The 24,584-nt window shown below is 66.3% G+C and carries 23 protein-coding genes; 17 read left to right on the top strand and 6 right to left on the bottom strand.

The features are described from left to right. Positions 1-31: 31 nt before the first annotated feature. The 14 genes from AC30QB_RS15900 to AC30QB_RS15835 all read left to right on the top strand — a co-directional run bounded on the left by AC30QB_RS15900 (position 32) and on the right by AC30QB_RS15835 (position 14,606). On the top strand, positions 32-565 hold the full coding sequence (locus tag AC30QB_RS15900; protein ID WP_489547219.1) for a hypothetical protein: 534 nt from the start codon (positions 32-34) through the stop codon (positions 563-565). After that, entirely contained in the window at positions 562-2,112 is a 1,551-nt protein-coding gene (gene ubiB, locus AC30QB_RS15895) for a ubiquinone biosynthesis regulatory protein kinase UbiB (RefSeq protein WP_489547218.1), read from the top strand. Before AC30QB_RS15900 ends, ubiB begins: the two co-directional genes overlap by 4 nt. Positions 2,113-2,271: 159 nt before the next feature. Beyond that, a complete protein-coding gene (locus AC30QB_RS15890) occupies positions 2,272-3,735 on the top strand; it encodes a high affinity choline transporter 1 (RefSeq protein ID WP_489547217.1) in 1,464 nt (487 codons plus the stop codon). 84 nt (positions 3,736-3,819) lie between these two features. Further along, complete coding sequence (locus tag AC30QB_RS15885) at positions 3,820-4,230, top strand: FmdB family zinc ribbon protein (protein ID WP_489547216.1); 411 nt, start codon at positions 3,820-3,822, stop codon at positions 4,228-4,230. A 28-nt stretch (positions 4,231-4,258) separates the two neighbouring features. Further along, complete coding sequence (locus AC30QB_RS15880; RefSeq protein WP_489547215.1) at positions 4,259-4,912, top strand: DUF502 domain-containing protein; 654 nt, start codon at positions 4,259-4,261, stop codon at positions 4,910-4,912. Positions 4,913-5,046: 134 nt separating this feature from the next. Then, complete coding sequence (aspS, locus tag AC30QB_RS15875) at positions 5,047-6,840, top strand: aspartate--tRNA ligase (RefSeq protein ID WP_489547214.1); 1,794 nt, start codon at positions 5,047-5,049, stop codon at positions 6,838-6,840. A 67-nt stretch (positions 6,841-6,907) separates the two neighbouring features. Next, a complete protein-coding gene (gene nudB / locus AC30QB_RS15870; protein ID WP_489547213.1) occupies positions 6,908-7,366 on the top strand; it encodes a dihydroneopterin triphosphate diphosphatase in 459 nt (152 codons plus the stop codon). A 23-nt stretch (positions 7,367-7,389) separates the two neighbouring features. After that, complete coding sequence (locus AC30QB_RS15865) at positions 7,390-8,154, top strand: endonuclease/exonuclease/phosphatase family protein (RefSeq protein ID WP_489547212.1); 765 nt, start codon at positions 7,390-7,392, stop codon at positions 8,152-8,154. Further along, positions 8,154-9,440, top strand: a complete 1,287-nt coding sequence (clsB, locus tag AC30QB_RS15860; RefSeq protein WP_489547211.1) for a cardiolipin synthase ClsB — start codon at positions 8,154-8,156, stop codon at positions 9,438-9,440. Before AC30QB_RS15865 ends, clsB begins: the two co-directional genes overlap by 1 nt. Before the next feature lie 88 nt (positions 9,441-9,528). Next, on the top strand, positions 9,529-10,575 hold the full coding sequence (locus AC30QB_RS15855) for a ligase-associated DNA damage response exonuclease (protein WP_489547210.1): 1,047 nt from the start codon (positions 9,529-9,531) through the stop codon (positions 10,573-10,575). Positions 10,576-10,585: 10 nt separating this feature from the next. Beyond that, positions 10,586-12,295 (top strand): ATP-dependent DNA ligase, encoded by a 1,710-nt coding sequence (locus AC30QB_RS15850; RefSeq protein ID WP_489547209.1) that lies wholly within the window; start codon positions 10,586-10,588, stop codon positions 12,293-12,295. Beyond that, entirely contained in the window at positions 12,282-13,670 is a 1,389-nt protein-coding gene (gorA, locus tag AC30QB_RS15845; RefSeq protein ID WP_489547208.1) for a glutathione-disulfide reductase, read from the top strand. Before AC30QB_RS15850 ends, gorA begins: the two co-directional genes overlap by 14 nt. A gap of 8 nt (positions 13,671-13,678) precedes the next feature. Further along, a complete protein-coding gene (locus tag AC30QB_RS15840) occupies positions 13,679-14,212 on the top strand; it encodes a GNAT family N-acetyltransferase (RefSeq protein ID WP_489547207.1) in 534 nt (177 codons plus the stop codon). A 28-nt stretch (positions 14,213-14,240) separates the two neighbouring features. Further along, positions 14,241-14,606, top strand: a complete 366-nt coding sequence (locus tag AC30QB_RS15835; protein WP_489547206.1) for a VOC family protein — start codon at positions 14,241-14,243, stop codon at positions 14,604-14,606. A gap of 9 nt (positions 14,607-14,615) precedes the next feature. Here AC30QB_RS15835 and AC30QB_RS15830 read toward each other — a convergent pair whose 3' ends face one another. The 3 genes from AC30QB_RS15830 to AC30QB_RS15820 form a co-directional block, all read right to left on the bottom strand. Further along, entirely contained in the window at positions 14,616-15,578 is a 963-nt protein-coding gene (locus AC30QB_RS15830; RefSeq protein ID WP_489547205.1) for a hypothetical protein, read from the bottom strand. Positions 15,579-15,586: 8 nt separating this feature from the next. Next, complete coding sequence (locus AC30QB_RS15825) at positions 15,587-16,480, bottom strand: LysR family transcriptional regulator (RefSeq protein WP_489547204.1); 894 nt, start codon at positions 16,478-16,480, stop codon at positions 15,587-15,589. Positions 16,481-16,549: 69 nt separating this feature from the next. Further along, complete coding sequence (locus tag AC30QB_RS15820) at positions 16,550-17,578, bottom strand: asparaginase (RefSeq protein ID WP_489547203.1); 1,029 nt, start codon at positions 17,576-17,578, stop codon at positions 16,550-16,552. 153 nt (positions 17,579-17,731) lie between these two features. On the opposite strand from AC30QB_RS15820, the gene AC30QB_RS15815 reads away from it, so the two are divergent. The 3 genes from AC30QB_RS15815 to AC30QB_RS15805 are packed head-to-tail and all read left to right on the top strand — an operon-like array spanning position 17,732 to position 20,858. Beyond that, positions 17,732-19,129 (top strand): NAD(P)/FAD-dependent oxidoreductase, encoded by a 1,398-nt coding sequence (locus AC30QB_RS15815; protein ID WP_489547202.1) that lies wholly within the window; start codon positions 17,732-17,734, stop codon positions 19,127-19,129. Positions 19,130-19,142: 13 nt separating this feature from the next. Then, positions 19,143-20,024 (top strand): EamA family transporter, encoded by an 882-nt coding sequence (locus AC30QB_RS15810; RefSeq protein WP_489547201.1) that lies wholly within the window; start codon positions 19,143-19,145, stop codon positions 20,022-20,024. Positions 20,025-20,027: 3 nt separating this feature from the next. Continuing rightward, the gene (locus AC30QB_RS15805; RefSeq protein WP_489547200.1) at positions 20,028-20,858 is read left to right on the top strand and encodes a DUF429 domain-containing protein; all 831 of its coding nucleotides are present in this window, start codon (positions 20,028-20,030) and stop codon (positions 20,856-20,858) included. A gap of 95 nt (positions 20,859-20,953) precedes the next feature. On the opposite strand, the gene AC30QB_RS15800 is transcribed toward AC30QB_RS15805, so the two are convergent. Genes AC30QB_RS15800 through AC30QB_RS15790 form a run of 3 tightly spaced genes read right to left on the bottom strand, consistent with a single transcriptional unit; the run spans position 20,954 to position 24,584 of the window. Further along, on the bottom strand, positions 20,954-23,335 hold the full coding sequence (locus AC30QB_RS15800) for a DUF8470 domain-containing protein (protein ID WP_489547199.1): 2,382 nt from the start codon (positions 23,333-23,335) through the stop codon (positions 20,954-20,956). Beyond that, entirely contained in the window at positions 23,332-23,742 is a 411-nt protein-coding gene (locus tag AC30QB_RS15795; protein ID WP_489547198.1) for a hypothetical protein, read from the bottom strand. Before AC30QB_RS15795 ends, AC30QB_RS15800 begins: the two co-directional genes overlap by 4 nt. Further along, on the bottom strand, positions 23,739-24,584 hold the full coding sequence (locus AC30QB_RS15790; protein ID WP_489547197.1) for a prepilin-type N-terminal cleavage/methylation domain-containing protein: 846 nt from the start codon (positions 24,582-24,584) through the stop codon (positions 23,739-23,741). Before AC30QB_RS15790 ends, AC30QB_RS15795 begins: the two co-directional genes overlap by 4 nt.

Genomic DNA, 24,584 nt, shown 5'->3' with positions numbered 1-24,584 from the left:
TATCAAGGGTCGTGCCGCCTACAATTCACAGATGGCAAACCCCTTCAATCCGGGCCTTACCGCCGCGCTGGGCTCCGCGGCCATGGAGCGCATCACCCTGCTGCTCAACCACGTCATCGCGGCCGAGCCCGTGGCTACAGAGAAGCTGCGCCCGCACAGCGGCCGCAGCATCCAGCTGCAATGGACCGGCTGGCCAGGCCTGCTGCCGGCGCCTCCGGTGGTGGCATTCATCGTCACGCCGGCAGGGCTGCTGGAATGGTCGGGCGAGCAAGCGCCTGCACAACCCGATCTGCGCGTGACCCTCGATGCTTCCAACCCCTTGCGCCTGATGAGGCAGTGGCTGTCGGGCGAGCGCCCTCAGGTCGGCATCGAAGGCGATTCGGCACTCGCCGCCGACGTGAGCTGGCTGATCGACAACTTGCGCTGGGACATCGAAGACGACATCGCTCGCATCATCGGGCAGGCCCCTGCGCACGAGCTGACGCGCGGTGCATCGGCGGTGGCCACCGGCTTGCGCGAAGCGGTGCGGGCGCTGCAAGGCTTGGTGTCGCGCGGCCCCCAATGAGGCACCTGACCCGGCTGGCCGTCATCGTCTTCACCGTCTTGCGCTTCGGCCTGGACGAGCTGGCGCTCTCTGGGTTTCGCCAGCGCTGGGTGCGCGCACTGGTGAGGGTGATGACCCTGGGCCGCAACCTCGATGCACCGCCCGGCTACCGCCTGCGCGAAGCGCTGGAGCGGCTGGGCCCGATCTTCGTCAAGTTTGGCCAGGTGCTGTCCACCCGGCGTGACCTGCTGCCACCTGAAGTGGCCGACGAGCTGGCCAAGCTGCAAGACAGCGTGCCGCCGTTTCCCGCTGTGCTGGCGCGGGCGCTGGTCGAGCGCGCCTTCAAGCGGCCAATCGAAGAAGTGTTTGCCAGTTTTGACGCCGAGCCGGTGGCCAGCGCGTCCATTGCACAAGTGCACTTTGCCGTGCTGAAAGACGGCCGCGAAGTGGCGGTGAAGGTGCTGCGGCCCGGCATGCTGGCGGTGATCGATGACGACCTGTCGCTGCTGCGCCAGCTGGCGCGCTGGGTCGAGCGCCTGTCGGCCGATGGCAAGCGCCTGAAGCCGCGCGAGGTGGTGGCCGAGTTCGACAACTACCTGCACGACGAGCTTGATCTCGTGCGCGAAGCCGCCAACGCCGCCCAGCTGCGCCGCAACATGGCCGGTCTCAACCTGGTGATGGTGCCCGAGATGATCTGGGATCTGTGCACCCAGAGCGTGATCGTGATGGAGCGCATGAAGGGCGTGCCCATCAGCCAGACGCAGCGCCTGCGCGACGCCGGCGTCGACATTCCCAAGCTCGCTCGCGACGGCGTCACCATCTTCTTCACCCAGGTGTTTCGCGACGGCTTCTTTCATGCCGACATGCACCCCGGCAACATCCAGGTGAGCATTGCGCCGGGCACCTTCGGGCGTTACATCGCGCTTGATTTCGGCATCGTGGGCACGCTCACCGAGTTCGACAAGGAATACCTGGCGCAAAACTTTATCGCCTTCTTCCGGCGCGACTACAAGCGCGTGGCCGAGCTGCATGTGGAGTCGGGCTGGGTGCCTCCCAACACCCGCATCGATGAGCTCGAAGGCGCCATTCGTGCGGTGTGCGAGCCGCACTTCGACCGCCCGCTCAAAGACATCTCGCTCGGCCAGGTGCTGCTGCGCTTGTTCCAAACTTCGCGGCGCTTCAACGTCGAGATCCAGCCGCAGCTCGTGCTGCTGCAGAAGACGCTGCTCAACGTGGAAGGCCTGGGCCGCCAGCTCGACCCCGAGCTCGACCTGTGGAACACCGCCAAGCCGTTTCTTGAGCGCTGGATGAACGAGCAGGTGGGCTGGCGTGGCCTGTGGGAGCGCATGAAGAAAGAGGCGCCGCACTACGCTCAGCTGCTACCTGAGTTGCCCCGGCTGTTGCACCATGCGCTGCAAGTGCCCCGCGGCGGTGCCGACCAGCGCGCGGTGCTGGCGCTGATCGCCGAACAGCGACGCACCAACCGGCTGCTGTGGGTGTTGATCTGCTGCGGCCTGGGGTTCGGCTTGGCCTTGGTCGCTGGGCTGCTTCGCGGGTTTTGGGGCTGAAGAAGCGCAGGGAGACACCGGCTTTTCTGGGGGCCGCACCCGGGTTCGGTGCCTGCGCCCGGGCTTGATTTTTTGCGTGCTATGGAACGGATAATGCAGGCCGGTCGCCCCAGGGCGCCCATCGCCCTTCCCGCAATCCGATCTTCGAGCCACGGTCGAATGAACACCACCCTGATCACCTTCGTTGTGCTGTACCTCGTGGGCACCCTGGCCATAGGCGTATGGGCCGGCACCCGCATCAAGAACACCACCGATTTCGCCATCGCCGGCCGCAGCCTGCCGCTGATCATGGTGGTGACCACCACCTTCGCCACCTGGTTCGGCGCCGAGACGGTGATGGGCATCCCGGCCAAGTTCGTGCAGAGCGGCCTGGGCTCCATCGTCGAAGACCCGTTTGGCGCTGGTACCTGCCTGATCCTGGTGGGCCTGTTCTTTGCCACCAAGCTCTACAAGCTGAACCTGCTGACCATCGGTGACTTCTACCGCCAGCGCTACGGCAAGGGCGTCGAGGTGTTCTGCTCTTCGGCCATCATCTTGAGTTACCTGGGCTGGGTGGCGGCGCAGATCACGGCCCTAGGCCTGGTGTTCACCGTGCTCACCAACGGAGCCATGTCCGAGACCACCGGCATGATCGTGGGCACCCTGGCGGTGCTGGTCTACGTGGTCGTCGGTGGCTTTTTGGCGGTGGCCTGGACTGACTTCATCCAGATGATCGTGCTGGTGATAGGCCTGTCGATCATTGCGGTGTTCGCCAGCGACCTGGCAGGCGGCCCCGACAAAGTGCTGGCCCTGGCACAGCAAAAAGACCTGTGGAAGTTTCTGCCGCCGCCCAGCTTCACAGAGATCGCCATGTTCGTGGGTGCAGGCCTGACCATGATGCTGGGCAGCATCCCGCAGCAAGACGTGTTTCAGCGCGTCATGTCGGCCAAGACGGCCGAGACCGCCCGCAATGGCGCCGTCATTGGCGGTGTGAGCTACATCCTGTTTGCCTTCGTGCCCATGTTCATCGTGGCCTGCGCCGTGGTGGTGATGGGCGACAGCGCACTTGAGCTGGCCAAGAACGACTACCAGCGCCTGCTGCCCACCTTTGTGCTGACCAAGATGCCGCTCCTGATGCAGATCATCTTCTTCGGCGCGCTGCTGTCGGCCATCAAGAGCACCTCGTCGGCCACGCTGCTCGCGCCCAGCACCAGCTTCGTCGAGAACATCCTGAAAAACCTGCGCCCGCACATGAAAGACCGTGAGCAGCTGTTCGCCATGCGTTGCACCATCGTCGTCTTTGCGGCACTGGTGCTGGCCTACGCCATCGCGATGAAGGGCACCTCGATCTACGACCTGGTCTCGGCGGCGTACCAGATCACGCTGGTGGGCGCCTTCGTGCCGCTGGTGATGGGCCTGTACTGGAAGCGCTCGACCACCCAGGGCGCCATCGTGTCCCTGGCGGCCGGCATCGTCACCTGGGTGCTGTTTTTCCCGCAGTTTTCCAAGCTCGGCGAGGTCTTCCCCGGGCAATTGGCCGGCCTGATCGCCGCGCTGGTCGGCATGGTCGTCGGCTCGCTGGCACCACAGGTGCTCAAGAGCCGGCACGAGCCCACCCACCACATCAAAGGCGCGAACGCCTAGTCGGCCACACATCCGCCTTTCGGGGCATGCGGCAGAGCCGGCGTGCCAACTTATAATTTCGTGTTTTGAATCAAAGGCTTAGCCATGCCCATCTACGCCTATCGGTGTGAGGCCTGCGGCCACGCCAAAGACGTGCTGCAGAAAATCTCGGACCCCCTGCTGACCGTGTGCCCGTCCTGCGGTGCGCCGGCCTTCAAGAAGCAGCTCACGGCCGCCGGCTTCCAGCTCAAGGGATCGGGTTGGTATGTGACTGACTTCCGCGGTGGTGCCCAAACCTCGGGCGACGCAGCCAAGTCAGACACCGACAAGGGCGAATCGGCCAAGGCCGACGCGCCCAAGGCCGACAGCTCGAAGAGTGACGGCGGCAAGACGGAAGGCGCCAAGACGGAGAGCAGCAAACCCGGCAGCTCGCCCGCGGCCTCGCCCGCACCTGCACCCAGCTCCCCCGCACCGCCCCCGGCATCTGGCGGTGGCTCTTCGTCGGGCACCCCTTGATCGCCCGCGCTCCCACCCAAGGAACCTTGTGAAGAAATACCTGATCGCCGGCCTGCTGGTCTGGTTGCCGCTGGCCATCACCATCTGGGTTTTGCACTCGGTGCTGGGCCTGATGGACGACGTGTTCGGCAGCATGGTCTCGGCCTCGCAGGCAGTGCTGCCCGAGGCGGCCCGCGAGTCGCTCGAAATGCTGCGCAAGATCCCAGGGCTCGGCGTGATCGTGATGATCGCCGGCCTGCTGCTCACCGGCATGTTTGCCGCCAACATCGTCGGCCAGTGGGCGCTGCACCAGGGCAACCAGCTGCTCACGCACATCCCCATCGTCAAGTCGATTTACAGCTCGGTCAAGCAGGTGTCCGACACGCTGTTTTCCAGCAGCGGCAATGCCTTCCGCGAAGCGGTGCTGGTGGAATACCCCCGTGCCGGCTCCTGGACCATCGCTTTTGTCACCGGCAAGCCTGGCGGCGAGGCGGCCGTGCACCTGTCGGGCGATTACGTGAGCCTGTACGTGCCCACCACGCCCAACCCGACCTCGGGCTTCTTCCTGATGGTGCCCCGCGCCGACGTGATTGCCCTGCAGATGAGCGTAGACGAGGCCTTGAAGTACGTGATTTCCATGGGCGTCGTGGCACCCCCGGTTCACGATGTGCCGTCGGTCATGGCCCGAAATCAGCTGGGCTAGGCGGCCAGGCAACCGCCCAGCCCTGAGGGCTTGAAACAAAGCCCACAGCGCCTTCTTCCTCACTGTGCTGGTGCGCCTGCGGGCGCCGCCGCACAATCTCCCCCGATTTCTCCCTGATTCCCCGGAGTGACCCCATGAGAACAACCTACTGCGGCCTCGTCAGCGAAAAGCTGCTTGGCCAGACCGTGACCCTGATGGGCTGGGCCCACCGCCGCCGCGACCATGGTGGCGTGATCTTCATCGATCTGCGCGACCGCGAAGGCCTGGTGCAGATCGTGTGCGACCCCGACCGCGCCGAGACCTTCAAGGTGGCCGAAGACGTGCGCAACGAGTTTTGCGTCAAGGTCATCGGCAAGGTGCGCCCGCGCCCCACCGGCACCGAAAACAGCAACCTCACCAGCGGCAAGATCGAGGTGCTGTGCCATGAGCTCGAAGTGCTGAACCCCAGCGTCACGCCACCCTTCCAGATCGACGACGAAAACCTGTCAGAGACCACGCGCCTCACGCACCGCGTGCTTGACCTGCGCCGCCCCGCGATGCAAAAAAACATGATCCTGCGCTACCGCGTGGCCATGGAAGTGCGCAAGTTCTTGGATGCCAATGGCTTCATCGACATCGAGACGCCCATGCTCACCAAGAGCACGCCCGAAGGCGCGCGCGACTACCTGGTGCCCAGCCGCGTCAACGAAGGCATGTTCTTCGCGCTGCCGCAATCACCCCAGCTCTTCAAGCAGCTCTTGATGGTGGCCGGCTTCGACCGCTACTACCAGATCACCAAGTGCTTCCGCGACGAAGACCTGCGCGCTGATCGCCAGCCCGAGTTCACGCAGATCGACATCGAGACCAGCTTCCTCAACGAAGAAGAAATCCGCGGCATGTTCGAGGGCATGATCCGCACGGTCTTTCGCAGCACCATCGGCGTCGACCTGCCGGGCTACCCGGTGATGACCTATGCCGACGCCATGTTCCGCTACGGCTCCGACAAGCCCGACCTGCGCGTGAAGCTCGAATTCACCGAGCTGACCGACGTGATGAAAGACGTCGACTTCAAGGTCTTCTCAGGCCCTGCCAACGCCAAAGACGGCCGTGTGGTCGCCCTGCGCGTGCCGGGCGGCGGCGAAATGAGCCGCGGCGAGATCGACGCCTACACCGAGTTCGTGAAGATCTACGGCGCCAAGGGCCTGGCCTGGGTCAAGGTCAACGATGCGGGCAAGGGCCGCGAAGGCTTGCAGTCGCCCATCGTCAAGAACATTCACGACGCGGCCATCGCCGAGATCATCGCTCGCACCGGCGCATGCAACGGCGACCTAATCTTCTTCGGTGCCGACCGCGCCAAAGTGGTCAACGACGCCATCGGCGGCCTGCGCATCAAGGTTGGCCACAGCGATTTCGGCAAGAAGAACGGCCTCTTCGAAGACAAGTGGGCGCCGCTGTGGGTGGTTGACTTCCCGATGTTCGAGTACGACGACGAAGGCCAGCGCTGGAACGCGGTGCACCACCCGTTCACCGCACCGAAAGACGGCCACGAAGACTACATGGACACCGACCCGAGCAAGTGCATTTCCAAAGCCTACGACATGGTGCTCAACGGCTGGGAGCTCGGCGGCGGCTCTATCCGTATTCACCGCGCTGAGGTGCAGAGCAAGGTCTTCAGCGCGCTGAAGATCGGGCCGGAAGAAGCGCAGCTCAAGTTTGGTTTCTTGCTCGACGCGCTGCAGTACGGCGCGCCGCCGCACGGGGGCCTGGCCTTCGGGCTGGACCGCCTGGTCACGCTGATGACCAAGGCCGAGTCGATCCGCGACGTGATCGCCTTCCCCAAGACGCAGCGCGCGCAAGACTTGCTCACGCATGCACCCAGCCCGGTGGATGAGAAGCAGCTGCGCGAGCTGCACATTCGCTTGCGCAACCCGCAGGGGGTGGCCAGCTGAAGCGGTTGCCACCAACGCTGATGCAGAATCAAAGGGCGCGAATTTCGCGCCCTTTTTCTTGTGCGCCGTGACCCAGCCTCTCAAGATTCCAGAATCCGTGCTCGTGGTCATCCACACACCCGACCTTCAAGTGCTGCTGATCGAGCGCGCCGACCACCCGGGCTTTTGGCAAAGCGTGACCGGCTCCAAAGACGCACTCGACGAGCCGCTCACCGAGACCGCCACCCGCGAGGTCGTTGAAGAAACCGGCATCGTGATCGGCTCGCCGCAGGTGCCGCTGGCCCTGCGCGACTGGAACTTGCGCAACGTCTATGAAATCTACCCGCAGTGGCAGCACCGCTATGCCCCGGGCGTGATGCACAACACTGAGCACGTGTTCGGCCTGTGCGTGCCGGCCGGCACACCGATTGCCCTGGCGCCACGCGAGCATTTGCGCTACCAGTGGCTGCCTTGGCGTGAAGCAGCCGACCAATGTTTCTCACCCTCGAACGCCGAGGCCATTCTTCAACTTCCAAGGTTTGCATGACACGCGGTGCTGCTTCATCGACGATGCACCCCACCCATATCTTGCGGGTGGCCACCTACAACATCCACAAAGGCGTGCGCGGCATCGGCCCGCGCAAGCGGCTCGAAATCCACAACATCGGCCTCGGCGTGGAAGCACTCGACGCCGACCTGATCTTTCTGCAAGAGGTGCGCAATTTCAACCATGGTGAGGCGGCGCGCTTTCCCGACACGCATTTCGGCTGGCCCCGCGTGCCGCAGGCCAACCACCTCGCGCCCGAGGGTTACGACGTGGCCTATCGCACCAATGCGGTCACCCACGACGGCGAGCATGGCAACGCACTGCTCTCGCGCTGGCCGCTGGGTGAAGACATCGGCCACCACGATGTGTCTGACCACCGCTTCGAGCAGCGTGGCCTGCTGCACGTGCTGGCCCACTGGAACGGCACGCCAGTGCACACCATCGTTGCCCACCTCGGGCTGATGCATGCAAGCCGCGTGCGACAAGTGGAGCGCATCGCAGCCTTCCTGGCCCACAAGGTGCCTCACCATGAGCCGGTGGTGCTGGCCGGTGATTTCAACGACTGGGGCGAAAAGCTCGACGCCCCCATGCGCGCCATGGGCCTGGTGCGCGCCGAGCATGCCGGCAGCGCCTCGCAGCGCACCTTTCCTTCGCGCGTGCCGCTTTTTTCGATGGACCGCATCTACACGCGCGGCTTTCGCTGCAACGCGACCTTCGTGCCGCGCGGGCCGGCCTGGGCGCGCATGTCCGACCACCTGCCCTTGGTGGCCGACCTCGAGATGACCTGATGGCAGGCGAGCAGGGCCCCGAGCACGATTCGCTGATGCGCGTGGTGCGCCGCGCCGTCTACAGCGGCGGTAACCAGGCCACGCTGCTCAAGGGGGGTGCAGCCTTGTTTCCGGCCATGGTGCGGGCCATCGAACAGGCGCGTCACGAGATCTGGCTCGCGACCTACATCTACGACAACAGCGGCAGCGTGGCCAGCATCACACACGCGCTGGCCGATGCGGCCCGCCGTGGCGTGCAGGTGAAGCTGGTGGTCGATGGCTTCGGCTCGCGCACCAGCCTCGCTGAATTGCGCAGGCTGCTCTGCGATGCCGGCGTGTTGATGACGGTGTTTCGGCCCATGCACCGCTGGTGGAGCTGGTTTCAGCCTGGCCATCTGCGCCGCCTGCACCAGAAGATGTGCGTGGTCGATGGTGAGCTGGCCTTCGTGGGGGGCATCAACCTGCTCGACGACCGCTTTGACCAGGTGCATGGCTGGAGCGACGAGCCACGGCTCGACTACGCGGTCGAGCTGCGCGGCCCCGTGGTTGCGCCGGTAGAGAAGGCCACCAGCGCGCTGTGGGCGCGTGCGCAGCTCGGCGGCCACCTGGGCAAGGAAGTGGCAGCGCTGGCCCGCAGCGCCGAGCCGGTGGCGCGTGCACGCCGCATGCTGCGCCGTCTGCGCATGCCCAAGGGCAGCAAGGTGGCGGCGCAGCTGTCTGATTTGCAACCGGTGCGCGCCGCCTTCGTGATGCGCGACAACTTTCGCCAGCGCCGCGCCATCGAGCGCAGCTACATCGACGCGATACGCAACGCGCGCACCCGCGTCGACCTGATCTCGCCTTACTTCTACCCCGGCCGCGCCTTCATGCGCGTGCTGCGCTCGGCGGGCCGGCGCGGCGTGCAGGTGCGCCTGCTGCTGCAGGGCAAGATCGACTACCGCATTGCCGCCCTGGCCGCGCGTGCGCTGTACGACGACCTGCTCAGCAACGGCGTGCGCGTGTTCGAGTACACGCCCGCCTTTTTGCACGCCAAGATCGGCCTGGTCGATGATGAGTGGGCCACGGTGGGCAGCTCCAACATCGACCCCCTGTCGCTGCTGCTCAACCTCGAAGCCAACGTTTTGATTCGCGACCCGGTGTTCACCAACGCTTTGGCGGCGCAGTTCGATCTTGCGGTGGCGGCGTCGGTCGAAATTGATTCAGCGCAAGCGCGTCAGCGGCCTTTGCAAAGCGTGCTGCGACGCGGCTTTGTCGCGTGGTGTGCCCATGTGTACCTGCGCATTGCCGGCGCGAGTGGCCGCTATTGATGGCCCCCCAGTCGTTTCACTCCTGCCCCCAAGGGGTGTCGTCTGGCTTGGGGCGGCCCGGCGCCGGACATCCACGCGACTAAGCAAGATGGATCTGATCGTCCAACGCCCCGAAGGCCTCTACTGCCCGCCCGGTGACTTCTACATCGACCCGTGGCGCCCGGTGGACCGTGCCGTCATCACCCATGCCCACAGTGACCACGCCCGTACCGGCCACGGCCACTACCTCGCCACCACCAAGTCCGAAGGCGTGTTGCGCTCGCGCCTGGGCGACATCACGCTGCAGACGCTGCGCTACGGCGAGGCCATAGACCACCACGGCGTGCGCCTGAGCCTGCACCCTGCTGGCCATGTGTTGGGCTCGGCGCAGGTGCGCATCGAGCACGGCGGCCAGGTGTGGGTGGCCTCTGGCGACTACTTCGTCTCGGGTGCCGACGGTGACCCCAGAGAAGACAACAGCACCTGCGAGCCCTTCGAGCCGGTGCGCTGCCATTGCTTCATCACCGAGTCGACCTTCGGCCTGCCCATCTACCGCTGGCAGCCGCAACGCGAGGTGTTCGCCGACATCGACGCCTGGTGGCGCGGCAACGCCGGGGCCGGTCGCGCCAGCCTTTTGATGGGCTACAGCTTCGGCAAAGCGCAGCGCATCCTGGCGGGGGTGGATGCGTCCATTGGGCCCATCGTGGTGCACGGCGCCGTCGAGCCGCTGAACCGCGCCTATCGGGAGGCCGGCGTGGCGCTGCCGGCCACGCTCAACATCAACGAGCTCGACAAGGCGGCGCTGTCGAAGGCGCTGGTGATCGCGCCGCCTTCAGTGCAGGGCTCGGCCTGGAGCAAGCGCTTTGGTGACTACAGCGATGCTTTTGCCAGCGGCTGGATGCAGCTGCGCGGTGCGCGCCGCCGCCGCGCCGTCGACCGAGGCTTCGTGCTCAGCGACCACGCCGACTGGCCCGGCCTGCAACGCGCCATCACGGCCACCGGCGCGCAGCGCGTGATCGTGACCCATGGCTACGAGGCCATCATGGTGCGCTGGCTCGAAGAGCAAGGCTTGCAAGCGGGTGCGTTCGAGACCGAGTACGACGACGAGCGCGCCGACGTGCAGAAGCCTGCGGGCGACGCGCAGAGCAACGAGTGATGCGCTGCACATGAAGCGCTTCAGCCAGCTCTTCAACGAGCTTGACGCCAGCACGGCCACCACCGCCAAGGTCGACGCGCTCAAGCGCTACTTTGCGCAAGCCAGCGATGCCGATGCGGCCTGGGCGGTGTACTTTTTGTCGGGCGGCAAGCCTAGGCAGGTGGTGCCCACCTCAGTGCTGAGCACGCTCGCCAAGCAGCGCGCCGGCATTGCCGACTGGTTGTTCGATGAGTGCTACCAAGCGGTGGGCGACCTGGCCGAGACCATCGCGCATGTGCTGCCCGCGGCGACCAGCATCAGCGATGTGGGCCTGGCCGAGTGGGTAGAGCGGCGCCTGCTGCCCTTGCGTGAGGCCTCGCCCCAGCAACAGGCCGAGCGCATCGCCGCCTACTGGGACGAGCTCGACACCACCGCCCGCTTCTTGCTCACCAAGTTGATTGGCGGTGGCTTTCGCGTGGGGGTGAGCAAGCTGCTGGTGCAGCGCGCCCTGGCCGCCCACGCCGGGCTCGACGCCAAGCTGGTGGCACAGCGCATGATGGGCTACACCGACAAGGCGGCGCGCCCCAGTGCAGCCCTGTATCGCAACCTGCTGACGCACGACGCCGCTGTGCAGGCTGATTCGGGCCAGCCGTATCCCTTTTTTCTGGCGCACGCGATCGAGCTGCCGCTGTCCGATTTCGACACCCGGCTCGGGCCACCGAGTGACTGGTTGGTGGAGTGGAAGTACGACGGCATCCGTGCCCAGGTGGTGCGCCGCGCCGGCAACATCTGGGTCTGGTCGCGCGGCGAAGAGCTGGTCACCGAGCGCTTCCCGGAGGTGGTGACCCTCGCCGGCCAATGGCCCGACGGCACCGTGGTCGATGGCGAGATCCTGGTGTGGAAAGACGGGCGGCCCGCGCCTTTCAACCTGCTGCAGCAGCGCATAGGCCGCAAGACACTCAACAAACGCGTGCTGGCCGACGCGCCAGTTACCTTCATGGCCTATGACCTGCTCGAATGGCAAGGCGTTGACCTGCGTGATCAGCCGCAGTGGCAGCGCCGTGAAGTCTTGCTGGAGCTGGCCCGCACCAGCACGCTCAAGGTCTCGCCCACGGAGCAGCGTTCTAGCTGGCAAGCACTCGCCGCGCTGCGAGAAGAATCGCGCGCCCGGGGTGTCGAGGGCTTCATGCTCAAGCACTGCGCATCGCGCTACGGCAGCGGCCGAACCAAGGCAGACGGCACCTGGTGGAAGTGGAAGGTTGCCCCACTCAGCGTCGATGCGGTGCTGATTTATGCGCAAGCTGGCCACGGCCGCCGCGCCAGCGTCTACACCGACTACACCTTTGCGGTGTGGAGCCGTCAGCCGAAAGATGCAGCCGAAGCGCAGGCCGTCGTCGACGCCATCGAGCGCCGCGAGCCGGCGCAGCCCGATGCGCTGCAGCTCGTGGCCTTTGCCAAGGCTTATTCAGGCCTCACCGACGAAGAGTTTCGTGACGTCGACCGCGTGATACGCGCCACCACGCTGGAAAAATTCGGCCCGGTGCGCAGCGTCAAGCCCAGCATGGTGTTCGAGCTGGGGTTCGAGGGCCTCAACGCGAGCCCGCGGCACAAGAGTGGCATTGCGGTGCGATTCCCCCGCATGCTGCGCATCCGAAATGACAAGCCACTGCACGAAGCCGACACATTGGCGACACTGCAGGCTTTGATGAACTTGCGAGGCGAGGGCGATGAGCAACTTTGACTGTGACCTTTTCGTGGTGGGCGCGGGCAGTGGCGGTGTGCGCGCGGCCCGCATGGCGGCGCAGCGCGGTGCCCGCGTGGTGGTGGCCGAAGCCGGCCCGCTGGGCGGCACTTGCGTCAACGTGGGCTGCATTCCGAAGAAGCTGTACAGCTACGCGGCGCACTATGGCGAGATGTTTGAGCAGTCGCATGGCTTCGGCTGGAAGGCCGAGAAGCCACAGTTCGACTGGGCTCTGCTCAAGCAGCGGCGTGCGGCCGAGATCAAGCGGCTCAACGGTGTCTATGAAGGCCTGCTGGGCGGCGCTGGCGTGCAGCTGCTGCGCGGCTGGGCGCGCCTGGTGGACGAGCACACCGTCGAGGTCGATTGCGAAGGCGGCGGGCAGCGCCTCACGGCCAAGCACATCTTGCTGGCCACGGGCGGACACCCGACGCCGGCCACGGGGCCCGGCGCCGAATGGGCGCTCAACTCCGACGCGATGTTCGACCTGTCGCCTTTCCCCAAGCGGCTGGTGGTGGTGGGTGCGGGCTACATCGCGTGCGAGTTCGCTTCCATCTTCCAGGGCTTGGGCGCGCAGGTGACGCAGCTGCACCGCGGCCCGCAGCTGTTGCGCGGCTTCGACGCCGAGGTGGCTAACTTCCTCATCGCCGAAATGCGCAAGAAAGGCGTCACCGTGCACTTGCAGACCACCGTCACCGGGGTCGAAAAAGTGGGCGATGTGCAGCGCGTGCAGCTGAGTGACGGCAGCGTGATCGAGGCCGATGCGGTGCTGCACGCCACCGGCCGCCGCGCCCGCACCGACGGCCTGGGCCTGGCCGAGCTGGGCCTCACGCTCAACCCCGATGGCTCGCTTCCCGTCGACGAACACCTGCAAACCAAGGTTCCCTCGGTGTACGCACTCGGCGACCTGATCGGCCGCAAGGCGCTCACGCCGGTGGCATTGGCCGAGGCCATGTACCTCGTTGATCAGCTCTTCGGCCCGGCCGCTGGCAAGGCCGCGCGCCAGCCGATTGATTACGACCTGGTGGCCACGGCTGTCTTCACCCACCCCAACATCGGCACCGTGGGCCTGAGCGAAGAGGCGGCGAAGCAAAAGCATGGCCGCGTGCGCGTGTACCGCGCGGAGTTCAAGGCCTTGCAGCACACGCTCTCCGAAAGCACCGAGCGCACGTTGATGAAGCTGCTGGTCGATGACGCCTCAGATCGCGTGGTGGGCATGCACATGGTGGGGGTCGATGCCGGCGATGTGATTCAGGGCTTTGCCGTGGCCCTCCAGGGCGGGCTCACGAAGGCGGTGTTCGACCGCACGCTGGGCATACACCCCACCGGCGCAGAAGAGTTCGTGACCATGCGCGACGTGTTGCGCATGGCAGCTTGAGGCCCCACATGACGACCCCTGCTTCCCCCATCCTCTTCGAGACCGTACGACTGCAGGTGCGGCGCATCGAGCCTGGCGATGTCGACGCCATGTATGCCGTTTACAGCGATGCCGATGCCATGCGCTGGGTCGGCAACGGCCAGCCCCTGGGCCGCACGCAGTGCGAGGAATGGGTGGCCGTCACCCAGCGCAACTACGCCACGCGCGGCTACGGCATGTTTGCGCTGGTCGAGCGCGCCACCGGCCAGGTGATCGGCTTCTGCGGGCTCGTGCACCCCGATGGGCAGGCGCTTTGCGAGATCAAGTACGCACTGCGGCGCGAGGCGTGGGGCCAGGGGTACGCGAGCGAGGCCGCAACTGCGCTGCTGGCCTATGGGGCAACGGCTTTCCGCCTTGACAAGGTGATTGCGACCACCGCGCCCGACAACAAGGCCTCGCACCGCGTGTTGATGAAGGCCGGCATGCAGAAGGCAGGCCTGCGGCACAACGACGACGGCTCGGACACCCAGCTCTTCGAGACAGACTTCAGCCCACTGGCGTAGGCTCACACCTTGGTTGTGGAGGTGCAGCATGGTTGAAACACAGGGTCTCACTCACATCAGCCTCGCGGTGCGCGACCCGCAGAGATCGCTTGATTTCTATTCGCAGGCGTTTGGCGTGCGCGAGTATTTTCGCGACGAGCAGCAGATTCAGGTGCAGGGGCCGGGCCCGTTTGACGTGCTGGCTTTCGAGCGTGCGCCTGAAAAGGCAGGCGTCGCCGGTGGCATCGGCCACTTCGGGTTTCGCCTGAAGAAGCCCGAAGACATCACGCTCGCCGTGGCCGAGGTGCAGCGCGCCGGCGGCACGCTGCTGCGCCAGGGCGAGTTCTCGCCAGGCTTTCCGTTCGCCTATGTCGCCGATCCCGATGGCTACGAGATCGAGCTGTGGTTCGAGTGATGCGCGGCGTCAATCTACCGGCGTTGCGGTGCCCCACTGCCCGTTGGGCTGCTTCACCGAATACATGATGCGCACGCGGCCGGTGCGGAAGTCGCCACAGCCGAAGTACATGACGGTGCCGCTGTCGGGCATGGACACCTCGGCGGTGTAAGAGCAGCCGGGGATCGTCACCACCACGGCTGCGGCGCTGCAGCTGCCGGTGTTGGCGTTCCAGGTGCAGTTCATCAGGCCTCGATCGGTTTTCCAGTAAAGGTCGGGTGTGACTGGCGAGACCCACATTTGGTCTTCATCGCCGTGGGCGTTGAAGTCGGCGCCCAGGTTGACCGGCGTTGACCACACGCCGCCCGACTTGAGCGAGAACCAAAGGTCGCGGCCGCCGTATCCGTTGGCGCGGTTCGAGGTGAACCACAGACCGTTGCCGTCGGGCGAGATGTGCGGGTTGTCCTGGAAGGTGCCTGCGGAATGGTCGTTGATGCCGCCACCGAAAGCGACGGGCGCGCTCCAGCCGCCGCCCGCGGTCTTGCTGGCCATCACGAGATCGTTCGCGGTCACGCCATTGCCCTGCAGCCAGACGAAGGTGTTGCCGTTGTCGATCTCCATGCCGCTCGAATCGCCGTAGGCGCCGTTCAACCCCAAATTGACCGGCTCCGACCACGAGCCATCGGGGTTCTTGGTGGACACGTAAATGTCGGATTCGTCGAACGCGTTCACCATGCTCTTGTGCAGCCCTGGGCGATCGGGCCCGGTGGCTTGCGGCTCGACGGTTCCGCCGCTCAGGATCCACGGCCCGAAGTCGTAGCGCGAGTACATGAAGTAGAGCCGCTGCCCGTCGCGCGAGATGAAAGGCGAGTCTGACCAGCCTGTGGCGGTATTGATGGGCACCCGCGTGGCCGGTGGCGATGAGGTGCTGCCCCCACAACCGGTGACGAGCAAGGCCAGCATCCAGGTCAGCATTGTGGTGGCTTGTTTCATGTGTGCGCTTATCTTGAAAACCAGGCTGCCCAGTAGTCGATGCAGGCCTTGATCTTCGGCAGGCGCTGGCGCGCTCCGGCCATCACCGCGTAGACCGGTGAGGGTTGCAGGTCGACGAACTCGGCCAGCACCGGCACCAGCAGCTTGCGCTGCACCAGCGGCTCCGCTGCGATGGTGGCCAGGCGGCCTATGCCCAGGCCTTGCACCACCATGTTGGCAGCGAGGCTGGTGTCGTTGGCGCGCCAGTCGCCTTGCGCCGCCAGCTTCAGCGGTTTGCCGTCCACGATGAAGGGCCACAGGTTGAGCTGGGTGGCTGCGCTGTTGGTGACCAGGCGGTGCAGGCGCAGCTCGTCGGGGTGATGGGGCATGCCGGCGGTGGCCAGATAAGCTGGCGCTGCATACAGGCCGCGGCCCAGCGTGCCGATCTGCTTGGCCACCAGGGTGTCGGGCAGGGTGGCGCTGGTGCGGATGGCGATGTCGATGCCGTCGCGCGCAATGTCGGCCAGGCGGTCGCTCACTTCCAGGTCTACGCGCAGCAGGGGGTGGCGCTGGCTCAGGCCCGCCAGGCTGGGCAGCAGCTGGTACTGCGCGATCACACTGCTGGCGGCCACGCGCACCACGCCGCTGGCCTCGCGCGACTTGCTGGCAAATTCGCCTTCCAGCTCTTCGAGCGTGGCCGTCAGGCGGTGGCAGTAGTCGAGAAAGGTCTCGCCCTCGACCGTGAGCGCCAGGCCGTGCGTGGAGCGGTGGATCAGCCGCACGCCGGCATTTTTCTCGATGCGGGCGAGCGCCCTCGACACCTGGCTCACCGGCACGTCGCGCTCACGCGCCACGGCCGAAAGCGTGCCCAGCGCGGCCACGCGGGCAAAGAGCTTCAGGTCGTCAAATGCCAGGTCGTTCATGAAGGGTAGGCGAAGCTCGGCGCCGGCTTCGACAGTCTCAGCCCGAACAGGGGGCGCAGCAGAGGCACGTCACCCATGAGGTGAGGCGAAGCTAGGGCGCAGGCCGCCCACCTCGGTGCCGTTCCAGTTGCGCAAGACCGGGTGGCTCAGGCGGTGCATGAAGCCGGCCTCATCGTCGCTGAGCGCCACGCGCGCTGCGATCACCGCGGCCATCACGACCTCAGCGGCGCGTGCTGTATTGCCGTCGTCGATCTTGAGGGCCACACCCAGCCCTTGTTCGGGCAGGGCCGCGCAGTAGACGCCTTCGGCCCCTACCTTCACGAAGGCGCGCTCGCCCAGCCGCTCCATCACGCGGGTGTCGAAGCGGCCGGTGCCGCCCACCATGAATGGCTCGCGCGCCACGGCCTGGCGCAGGCGCCGGGCGGCGTGGGCATCGTCTGCCGACACGCCCTGGCCGGTGGCCATGCGCGCAAAGGCCAGTGCGAGCTGGCGCAATGGAATCGCGAAGGTGGGAATGGCGCAGCCATCGGTGCCGCGTGGGGCGGCTGACAGGTCGGCGCCGGTGCTGCGTTGCAGTGCTGCCGTCACCTCGCGCATGACCGGGTGGTCTGGCTGCACATAGCCCAGCAGGTACTGGCGCAGGGCTACACCGCCCGACATCGCGCAGGCCATGCAGGCAAAGCCCGCGTGCTTGCCTGAGCAGTTGTTGTGCAGCGCATGTGGCGCCTCACCGCGCGCCGCCAGCGCGCGCGCCGCGGCTTCGTTTGAGGGCCAGTGCACGCCGCACTCGAGCGCGCTGGCGTCCAGGCCGGCCTTGGCCAGCATGGCAGCGGCGGTTTGCACGTGCTGCGGTTCGCCATTGTGCGAAGCACAGGCCAGGGCCAACTCGGCATCGCTCAGGCCCAGCTGATCGGCCGCACCGCTGGTCACCAGCGGCAGGGCCTGCAGCAGCTTGATGGCCGAGCGCGGGAACACGGGGCGGTCAATGTCGCCGATGTGCGTCAAGACACCGCCTGCGGCGTCGACCACCGCCACTGCGCCGGCATGGCGCGATTCCACATGGCTGCCGCGGGTCACTTCCACCAGTACTGGATTCATGAGCCGCAATGTATCGCGGGCACGCGTGTTTCGTGATCTCGGCACGGAAGCGCACGGGCGACTCTCGGTAGACTTGCAGGCTCGTTCAGAGTTGCCTCAGAAGGCCCCCCGATGTTGACCCCCACCCCGCTCCCCCGACAGGAAATCACCCCCATGGCACCGCAGCAGTTTGCAGGCAACACCCCCGACGTTGTGGTCATCGGCGGTGGCCCGGGTGGGTCGACCATGGCCGCGCTTCTGGCCGAGATGGGCCATGACGTGGTGCTGTTCGAGAAAGTTCACCACCCGCGGTTTCACATCGGCGAGTCGTTGCTGCCGATGAACATGCCGCTGTTCGACCGCCTGGGTGTGCGCGCCGAGGTCGAGCGCATCGGCATCATCAAGCACGGTGCCGAGTTCGTCTCGCCCTGGCATGAGCACACCAGCCGCTTCCTCTTCGCCGAGGCGATGGACAAGTCATTTCCCTACGCCGTGCACGTGCGCCGCGCCGAATTAGACGAGCTCTTGTTCCGCCACGCCGCCAAGCTGGGCGCACGCACCTTCGAAGGCCAGCGTGTCAAGCATGTCGACATGGATGCGGGCAAGACCGGTGAGGGCCGCTCCACCGTCAAGGTAACGGGTGAAGACGGCGCTGAGACCATTTGGCGGCCGCGCTTTGTGGTGGATGCGAGCGGGCGCGACACCTTGCTGTCGAACCAGTTCGATGTGAAGAAGCGCAACCCCAAGCACGCCAGCGCTGCCTTGTTCGGCCACTTCGCCAATGCGCAGCGCACGCCCGGCAAGCACGAAGGCAGCATCACGCTGTTTTGGTTTGACCACGGCTGGTTCTGGTACATCCCGCTGCTCGACGGCACCACCAGCGTGGGCGCGGTGTCGCACCCCGGCTATTTCAAAGACAACCGCAAGGGCGCGAGCCTTGATGACTTCTTGATGCAAACCATTGCGCTCGCGCCCAAGCTGGCCGAGCGCCTGAAAGACGCCACCTTGCTGGAGCCGGCCACCACCACCGGCAACTACGCCTACGACTCCAAGTACTGCCGCGGCGACCGCTTCGTGATGATTGGCGACGCCTATGCCTTCGTCGACCCGATGTTCTCGTCGGGCGTGTACCTGGCGATGAACAGCGCCTTCGAAAGCGCCAAGGCCATTGATTTCTGGCTCAAGGGTGAGGCCAAGGCCGCAGAGAAGCAATTCAAGCGCTTCGAGCAGGTGATGGTGCATGGCCCGAAGATGTTCTCGTGGTTCATCTACCGCATCACCTCGCCGGGCATACGCAAGATCTTCATGCAGCCGCGCAACGTGTGGCGCATGCAAGAGGCACTGCTGTCCATCCTGGCGGGTGACCTGTTCCGCGACACGCCGGTGTGGCCGCGCTTGCTGGGCTTCAAGTTCATCTACTACTGCTCGTGCATCAGCATCTGGCCGCAGGCGTTCAAGACCTGGGCCTGGCGCCGCAACAACGTGAAGGCTGCCACGATGGAAGCGTCGGAGCGCATCTCCGGCCCGCTCTACATTCAAGACGCGAAGCCCGGTAGTCGACCGTCGGTCTGATCGGGCAGGGCTGATGTCTGCCCTGGCGCTGGGCCTCGTGCTGGTCGCCGCGCTGCTGCATGCCGGCTGGAACGTGGTCGCCAAGAAGGCGAGCGGTGACGGCCACTTCATGCTCCTGGTCTATGCCCTGCACGCCCTCGTGTGGGCGCCAGTGGGCCTGTGGGCGGGCTGGAACGAGCTGCCGCGCTGGGGGTGGGTGCAGTGGAGCCTCATCGTCGCCAGCGGCATCACCAATCTCGTGTACTTCCACGCGCTGCTTCGCGGTTACGCGGTGAGCGACCTCACGGTGGTGTACCCGGTGGCCCGCGGCACTGGGCCGCTGGTGGCCGCTGTCGGCGCGCTGCTGCTGCTGGGCGAGTCGATGACATGGCTGAGCGGCTTGGGCGTGTTGGCGGTCACGGGTGGCGTGTTCCTGATCGCCGGGGGGCCTGGGCTGTGGGCCAAGGCGCACGACCCCGCACAGCGCGCGCGCGTGCGTGCCGGCCTGGCCTGGGGCTCGCTCACGGGCCTCACGATCGCGGGCTACACGTTGATCGACGGCTACGCGGTGAAGGTGTGGTTGGTGTCGCCCTTGCTCATTGGGTACCTCGGCAATTTGGTGCGCATACCCTTCGTGCTGCCTGTGGCGCTGCGAAACCGTGTGCGTTTTGCTGCAGTCTGCCGTGCGCAGTGGAAGCACGCGTTGTTGATCTCGACCATCAGCCCGATGGCCTACGTGCTCGTGCTCTATGCCGTGCGCCTGGCGCCGCTGTCGCACGTGGCGCCTGCGCGCGAGGTGTCGATGTTGTTTGCGGCCTTGCTGGGTGGCAAGCTGCTGGGCGAGGGCGAGCGGGGCTTGCGTCTTGCCGGTGCGGCCTGCATCGCGCTGGGCGTGGCCGGTCTTGCGCTGGGCTGACCCGTGTTGCTGGCCGGCATCGACTTCACCAGCCGCCCGACCCGGCGCAAGCCGATCACGGTGGCGCTGGGTGCGATGGAGCGGGGCGTGCTGCGGCTGGCGCGCACCGAGTTGCACGAGACCTTCGACAGTCTCTCAACTTGGCTGCGTATGCCGGGGCCATGGTTAGCGGCGTGCGACTTCCCCTTTGGCTTGCCGCGCGAGCTGGTCGAGGCGCTGGGTTGGCCGCGTGAGTGGCTGCCCTTGATGCAGCACTACACGGCCTTGTCGCGTGAAGAGATACGCGACACCTTTGCGGCCTTTTGCGACGCGCGACCGGTAGGCGCCAAGTTTGCGCACCGTGCTTGTGATGGGCCCGCGGGGTCGTCACCGTCGATGAAATGGGTCAACCCGCCAGTGGCCTTCATGATGCATGCGGGGGTGCCCTTGCTGCTGGAGGCGGGCGTGCATATGCCTGGCTTGCATGCGGGTGATGGTGAGCGCGTGGCGCTGGAAGGCTACCCCGGTTTGCTGGCGCGCGAGCTGATCGGGCACAGGTCGTACAAGAGCGACGACAAGGCCAAGCACACGCCGGAGCGCTTGATTGCGCGCAAGGATGTGGTCGAGGGGCTGGAGCAGGGGCGCAGCCTGCGGCTGGGCTTGCGTTTGCGGCTGACCCATGCGCAGCGGGATGCGTTGGTAGCAGATGCTTCTGGTGATTTGCTGGATGCGGTGTTGTGCCTGATGCAGGCGGGGTGGGCGAGTGGGCAGGCTGGGTTTGGGATGCCGGAGGGGGTGGATTCGGTGGAAGGGTGGATCGTGAGTGCCACCCTGGCCTCCACCCGCTCAGCCTGACCCTTCGACAAGCTCAGGACAGGGTGCGCCTGGCGGTTCAGCTCGTCCGAAGGGGGAGATGAACACCCGCAACACCAGACACGCCTCGCCGCCCGTCAATACACCTCACGCAAGTGAATCAATGGCGACCGGTACTGCCCGAAGCTGAACCTCGCGCTTGGGTTCACGTTGTACGTGCCCGCCGCCCCCAAACGCCCTTGCAACCAGGGCATGTTCACCGTGGTGGCCGGTGTTGCTGGAGCGCCCACCGCGCTGCACTGGTTGCCTGCTGCCACTGCTGCCAGGTTGATCGTGCCGTCCACGCTGCCCGCGTTGCCGCTTCCAGGCGCCAGCATGCGGAGCAATCCACGGCCCGCGGTGAACGTGACCGTCGCCGCACCGGGCGCCGTCTCGCAAGCAGCCAGGTTGCTGCGGAAATTGCCCAAGGCCAGCGCGCTTGTCGCGAGCGTCGTGCATTGATCGTTTGCGTTGGTGATGAACGCGTTGCCGTTCCAGTACTGCAGCTCGACCGGCACCCCGAGGCTGATCAGTTCGCTGCCATAGCCGCTGCCCATCTTGAGCACCCCGAAGCGAAACTCATTGCCCATGTCGAAGGGAATGCTGGGCATGCTGAGCGGCGCGGTCATCGTGATGGGGCCGTTGCCCGTGCCGGTCGCCGAGTTGTCGCTCACGCTCCAGGTGAGGCTGATGTCGGCATTGAAAGGGGCCAGAGGCGTGGTCGTGGGTCGGGTGATCGTCAGGCGATCAGTGGCTTGGGTGGTGAGCGTGGCCGTGCCATCACCGTTGGCCACCAGCACGGGCAAGGTGGTGGCGCTGGTGATGAGCGCGCCGGGGGGCAGCAGTGCGTAGGCCTGGTTGCGCACCAAGGCATTCAGCCTGGTGTCGGGGTAGTTGGCGGTCGTGTTGCCCGCTGCATTGCGGGCGTACACGGTGGCTTGCGGCACGGTGGCATAGCCGAAGGGCTGGCCGAGATAGGTGAAGCTGCGCGGGCTGCAGGTGCTGCTGTTGAAGGTGCGCAGCGTGGGGCCTGTGCCCGCGACGACCATCTCGAAGTGGTCCGGCACGAAGCGGCCTATCGCCAGTGCGGGCGAGCTGATGTTCTTCTCGGCGGTGGTCGAGCCATCGGCCGCGTCGACATTGGCGAAGCTGCTGTCCACCAGCTGCAAACTGATGGCGCCCGCCTCGGTGTAGCTCGCCGTGGTGTTGATCACCCCCGCCGTGGCCGCGGGGCTCAGCGTCAGCGTGCCCAGCGTGCCCCCGCAGGCAGCGCCGGCGCACGCGCTGATGAAGGCCGTGGGCGTGCCGGTGTAGTTGCTGGTGGTGGCGGGCGAGCCCGCGCCGTTCACTGCAGTGGCACGCACGGTGAAAGGCTGGCCGGCCTTGTGCACATTGCCGCCGGTGAGTGCCATGTTGGCGAGCGTGCGCGTGGTGCCTGCGGTCTGGTAGTTGGCGTCGGTGGCGCTGAAGCTGGCGAAGCTCGCCGGGCGTATCGCAAAGTTGTCGGTGCTACAGCTCACCACGGTGGGCGTGCCCGTGGCCGGGTAGCTCACGCGCACGCGGGCATCTCGCCATGAATTGGTGATGGTCAGCGCGATGTTCTTGCGGCCCTGGTCGCTCGCGGCCAGCGTGAGCGTGCTCGAGGCGGTGCCAGCGGCCAAGGCCCAGCTCGACCGGCAGCCGGTGCCGCTGACCAGCGCTGCGCTGTTGTTGCTGCTGTCGAGCAGCTCGACCTTCACGCTGCCTGCAAACGCCGTGGCCAGCCCCGTGCCGGCTGTGTTGATCGCGGCCACGGCGAGGTTGAACGCCGCGCCGGCGACCTTGGTGTGTATGACACCCGTGACGCTGCCGGCCGCGGTGGCGGTGTCGAAGGCGTTGAATTGGCCCGCGGTGCTGGCAGAAGGGGGTGGGCTGGCGCACAGCGCTGGCATGGCGGCGCCAGTGTTGTTGACGACGCAGCTGCTGGTGCATGAGCCGAGCGCGCCACAGCACACCCCCCCTGCGGTGGTGCCGTTGCCGAGGGTGATCGTGGCCGCACCGCTGCTTCGCACGCATTGGGCAATCGTGGACGAGTTGCCCAGCGACAGGCTCCCACTGGTGGTGAGCGAGCCGCCGATGTTGGCGCGGCCGCCCGGGTTGGTCATGGACGCGGCGCTCACGCTGCCGTTGATCTGCCCTTGGTTGCCCACCGACAAGGTGCCCGTCACGGTCACCGTGAGGTTGCTGGCCAGCCCGCTCGCGTTGATGAGTGCGCGCCCGACATCGAGGTTGCCGTTGACGGTGATGGTGGCAGGCCGCGGTGCGCCGATGGCAATGGTGTCGGAGTTGCCCAGTGTCAATGAACCGCAGGTGTAGCTGGGGCCGCTGCCGCTGCAGCCGGCCGGCAAGGTGCCGGGGAAGACATACGCCGTGGCGAAGGCAGGCGCGGCGCCCGCCCACAGGGCGAGCATCAGCGCGGCGCGAAAGAGGGTGTGCATCATGGTTTGCTCACCACGGCTTGAAGCTGCCGCTCGACGTAGGTGTGAGTGCCCAGCGTGCCGGTGGTCGCGGTGGCGGTGATCTGATACAGCGTGACCGCCACGCCGGCTTCGTCGTATGGGCCACTCAGCGCGCAGGTGACTTGCACCGAGAAGCCGGTGGCGGCCACCGCCGCAGGCAGCGGCGCGGTAAGGGGGCAGCTGCTGGCTTGCACGGCCTGGTAGGTGCCCCACTCGATGCCGGCACGCGCCGCGTAGTAGGCACGCGAGCCGAGCAGGTCGCGCACCGCACTGATCTGCTGGCTGGTGGAGAGCGACACGATCAGCCCGCCCAGCAGCCCGAGGATCACGAGCAAGATGATCGCCGCCACCATGGCGAAGCCGCGCGGGCGAGGGGCGCTGCGCCTCACGGCGAAGCCTCCACATGCACTTGCTGCAGGAGCGTGATGCTTTCACCGCTGCGGGTGAGTGTGAGCCGCAGCGTGACCACGGCGTTGCGTGCCGAGGCGGTGTTGTAGGTGAACGAACAGGCGGCCACCGAGCCGGTGAGCAGCGCATTGTTGGCGCCGACCAGCCCGCTCAGCGGGGCTGCGGCCACGTTCGCCGGTTGCGCCGCCTGTATCGGGTAGCCGGCGTAGCGGCGCAGCGTGCCTGCACCGGCAGCGGCTGGTGCGCACACATATGTCACCGGCCGGTTGACGACGTGAAAGCGCTTGTTGGGCGACGCATAGGGGAACTGGGCTGCCCCCACCACATAGCTGAGGCTTGCGAGGCCGTTGCCGGTGCTGGTGAGTGCGCGGCGGCTGGTGCCGGCGTACGCGTCGGCACCGGTGAGGCCCAGGTTGTAGATCACCAACTGGTTGCCCGCCGCCACGTTGACCGGTGGCCCGAGCACCTCGAAGCTGGCGTCGGTGGGTGAGCTGAAGTCGAGCGCATCGCCCACGCCGGCATTGTTGGGGCTGGCGCGGTAGCGCCCGGCGGCCAGCACCGGCAAGAACTCGATGTAGGTACCCGCCGCGTTCACCCGCACGCTGTTGGGCAAGGCGGTTTGCAGGTCTCGCGCGATGCGGCGCAAGGCCACGTCGGCGGCGTCGGTCAGCTCGCCGCGGCGACCCTGATCGAGGTAGGCGTTGACGGGCGCCTGGATGAACACGGCGATCATCGCGCCCACGATGCCGGTGAGCATGATCACGATGATGGCTTCGATCAACGTGAAGCCGCGTTGGCGACGGGGTGCGGGGGTGTGCGCCAT

The organism is Rhizobacter sp., from assembly GCF_046595475.1.
In the GTDB taxonomy this organism is placed as follows: Bacteria; Pseudomonadota; Gammaproteobacteria; order Burkholderiales; family Burkholderiaceae_C; genus Rhizobacter.
The sequence above is the reverse complement of the archived record's forward strand: the minus strand, read 5'-3'. Positions and strand labels throughout refer to the sequence as shown.

Excerpts from the sequence above, each read along its gene's own strand:
- AC30QB_RS15890 (WP_489547217.1), top strand. The coding sequence starts at position 2,272 with ATGAACACCACCCTGATCACCTTCGTTGTGCTGTACCTCGTGGGCACC.
- AC30QB_RS15855 (WP_489547210.1), top strand. The coding sequence starts at position 9,529 with ATGGATCTGATCGTCCAACGCCCCGAAGGCCTCTACTGCCCGCCCGGT.
- AC30QB_RS15810 (WP_489547201.1), top strand. The coding sequence starts at position 19,143 with ATGTCTGCCCTGGCGCTGGGCCTCGTGCTGGTCGCCGCGCTGCTGCAT.
- AC30QB_RS15830 (WP_489547205.1), bottom strand. The coding sequence starts at position 15,578 with ATGAAACAAGCCACCACAATGCTGACCTGGATGCTGGCCTTGCTCGTC.
- AC30QB_RS15800 (WP_489547199.1), bottom strand. The coding sequence starts at position 23,335 with ATGATGCACACCCTCTTTCGCGCCGCGCTGATGCTCGCCCTGTGGGCG.
- AC30QB_RS15820 (WP_489547203.1), bottom strand. The coding sequence starts at position 17,578 with ATGAATCCAGTACTGGTGGAAGTGACCCGCGGCAGCCATGTGGAATCG.
- AC30QB_RS15840 (WP_489547207.1), top strand. The coding sequence starts at position 13,679 with ATGACGACCCCTGCTTCCCCCATCCTCTTCGAGACCGTACGACTGCAG.
- AC30QB_RS15850 (WP_489547209.1), top strand. The coding sequence starts at position 10,586 with ATGAAGCGCTTCAGCCAGCTCTTCAACGAGCTTGACGCCAGCACGGCC.
- clsB (WP_489547211.1), top strand. The coding sequence starts at position 8,154 with ATGGCAGGCGAGCAGGGCCCCGAGCACGATTCGCTGATGCGCGTGGTG.
- AC30QB_RS15885 (WP_489547216.1), top strand. The coding sequence starts at position 3,820 with ATGCCCATCTACGCCTATCGGTGTGAGGCCTGCGGCCACGCCAAAGAC.
- AC30QB_RS15835 (WP_489547206.1), top strand. The coding sequence starts at position 14,241 with ATGGTTGAAACACAGGGTCTCACTCACATCAGCCTCGCGGTGCGCGAC.
- AC30QB_RS15825 (WP_489547204.1), bottom strand. The coding sequence starts at position 16,480 with ATGAACGACCTGGCATTTGACGACCTGAAGCTCTTTGCCCGCGTGGCC.
- aspS (WP_489547214.1), top strand. The coding sequence starts at position 5,047 with ATGAGAACAACCTACTGCGGCCTCGTCAGCGAAAAGCTGCTTGGCCAG.
- AC30QB_RS15790 (WP_489547197.1), bottom strand. The coding sequence starts at position 24,584 with ATGGCGCACACCCCCGCACCCCGTCGCCAACGCGGCTTCACGTTGATC.
- AC30QB_RS15865 (WP_489547212.1), top strand. The coding sequence starts at position 7,390 with ATGCACCCCACCCATATCTTGCGGGTGGCCACCTACAACATCCACAAA.
- AC30QB_RS15815 (WP_489547202.1), top strand. The coding sequence starts at position 17,732 with ATGGCACCGCAGCAGTTTGCAGGCAACACCCCCGACGTTGTGGTCATC.
- ubiB (WP_489547218.1), top strand. The coding sequence starts at position 562 with ATGAGGCACCTGACCCGGCTGGCCGTCATCGTCTTCACCGTCTTGCGC.
- AC30QB_RS15900 (WP_489547219.1), top strand. The coding sequence starts at position 32 with ATGGCAAACCCCTTCAATCCGGGCCTTACCGCCGCGCTGGGCTCCGCG.
- gorA (WP_489547208.1), top strand. The coding sequence starts at position 12,282 with ATGAGCAACTTTGACTGTGACCTTTTCGTGGTGGGCGCGGGCAGTGGC.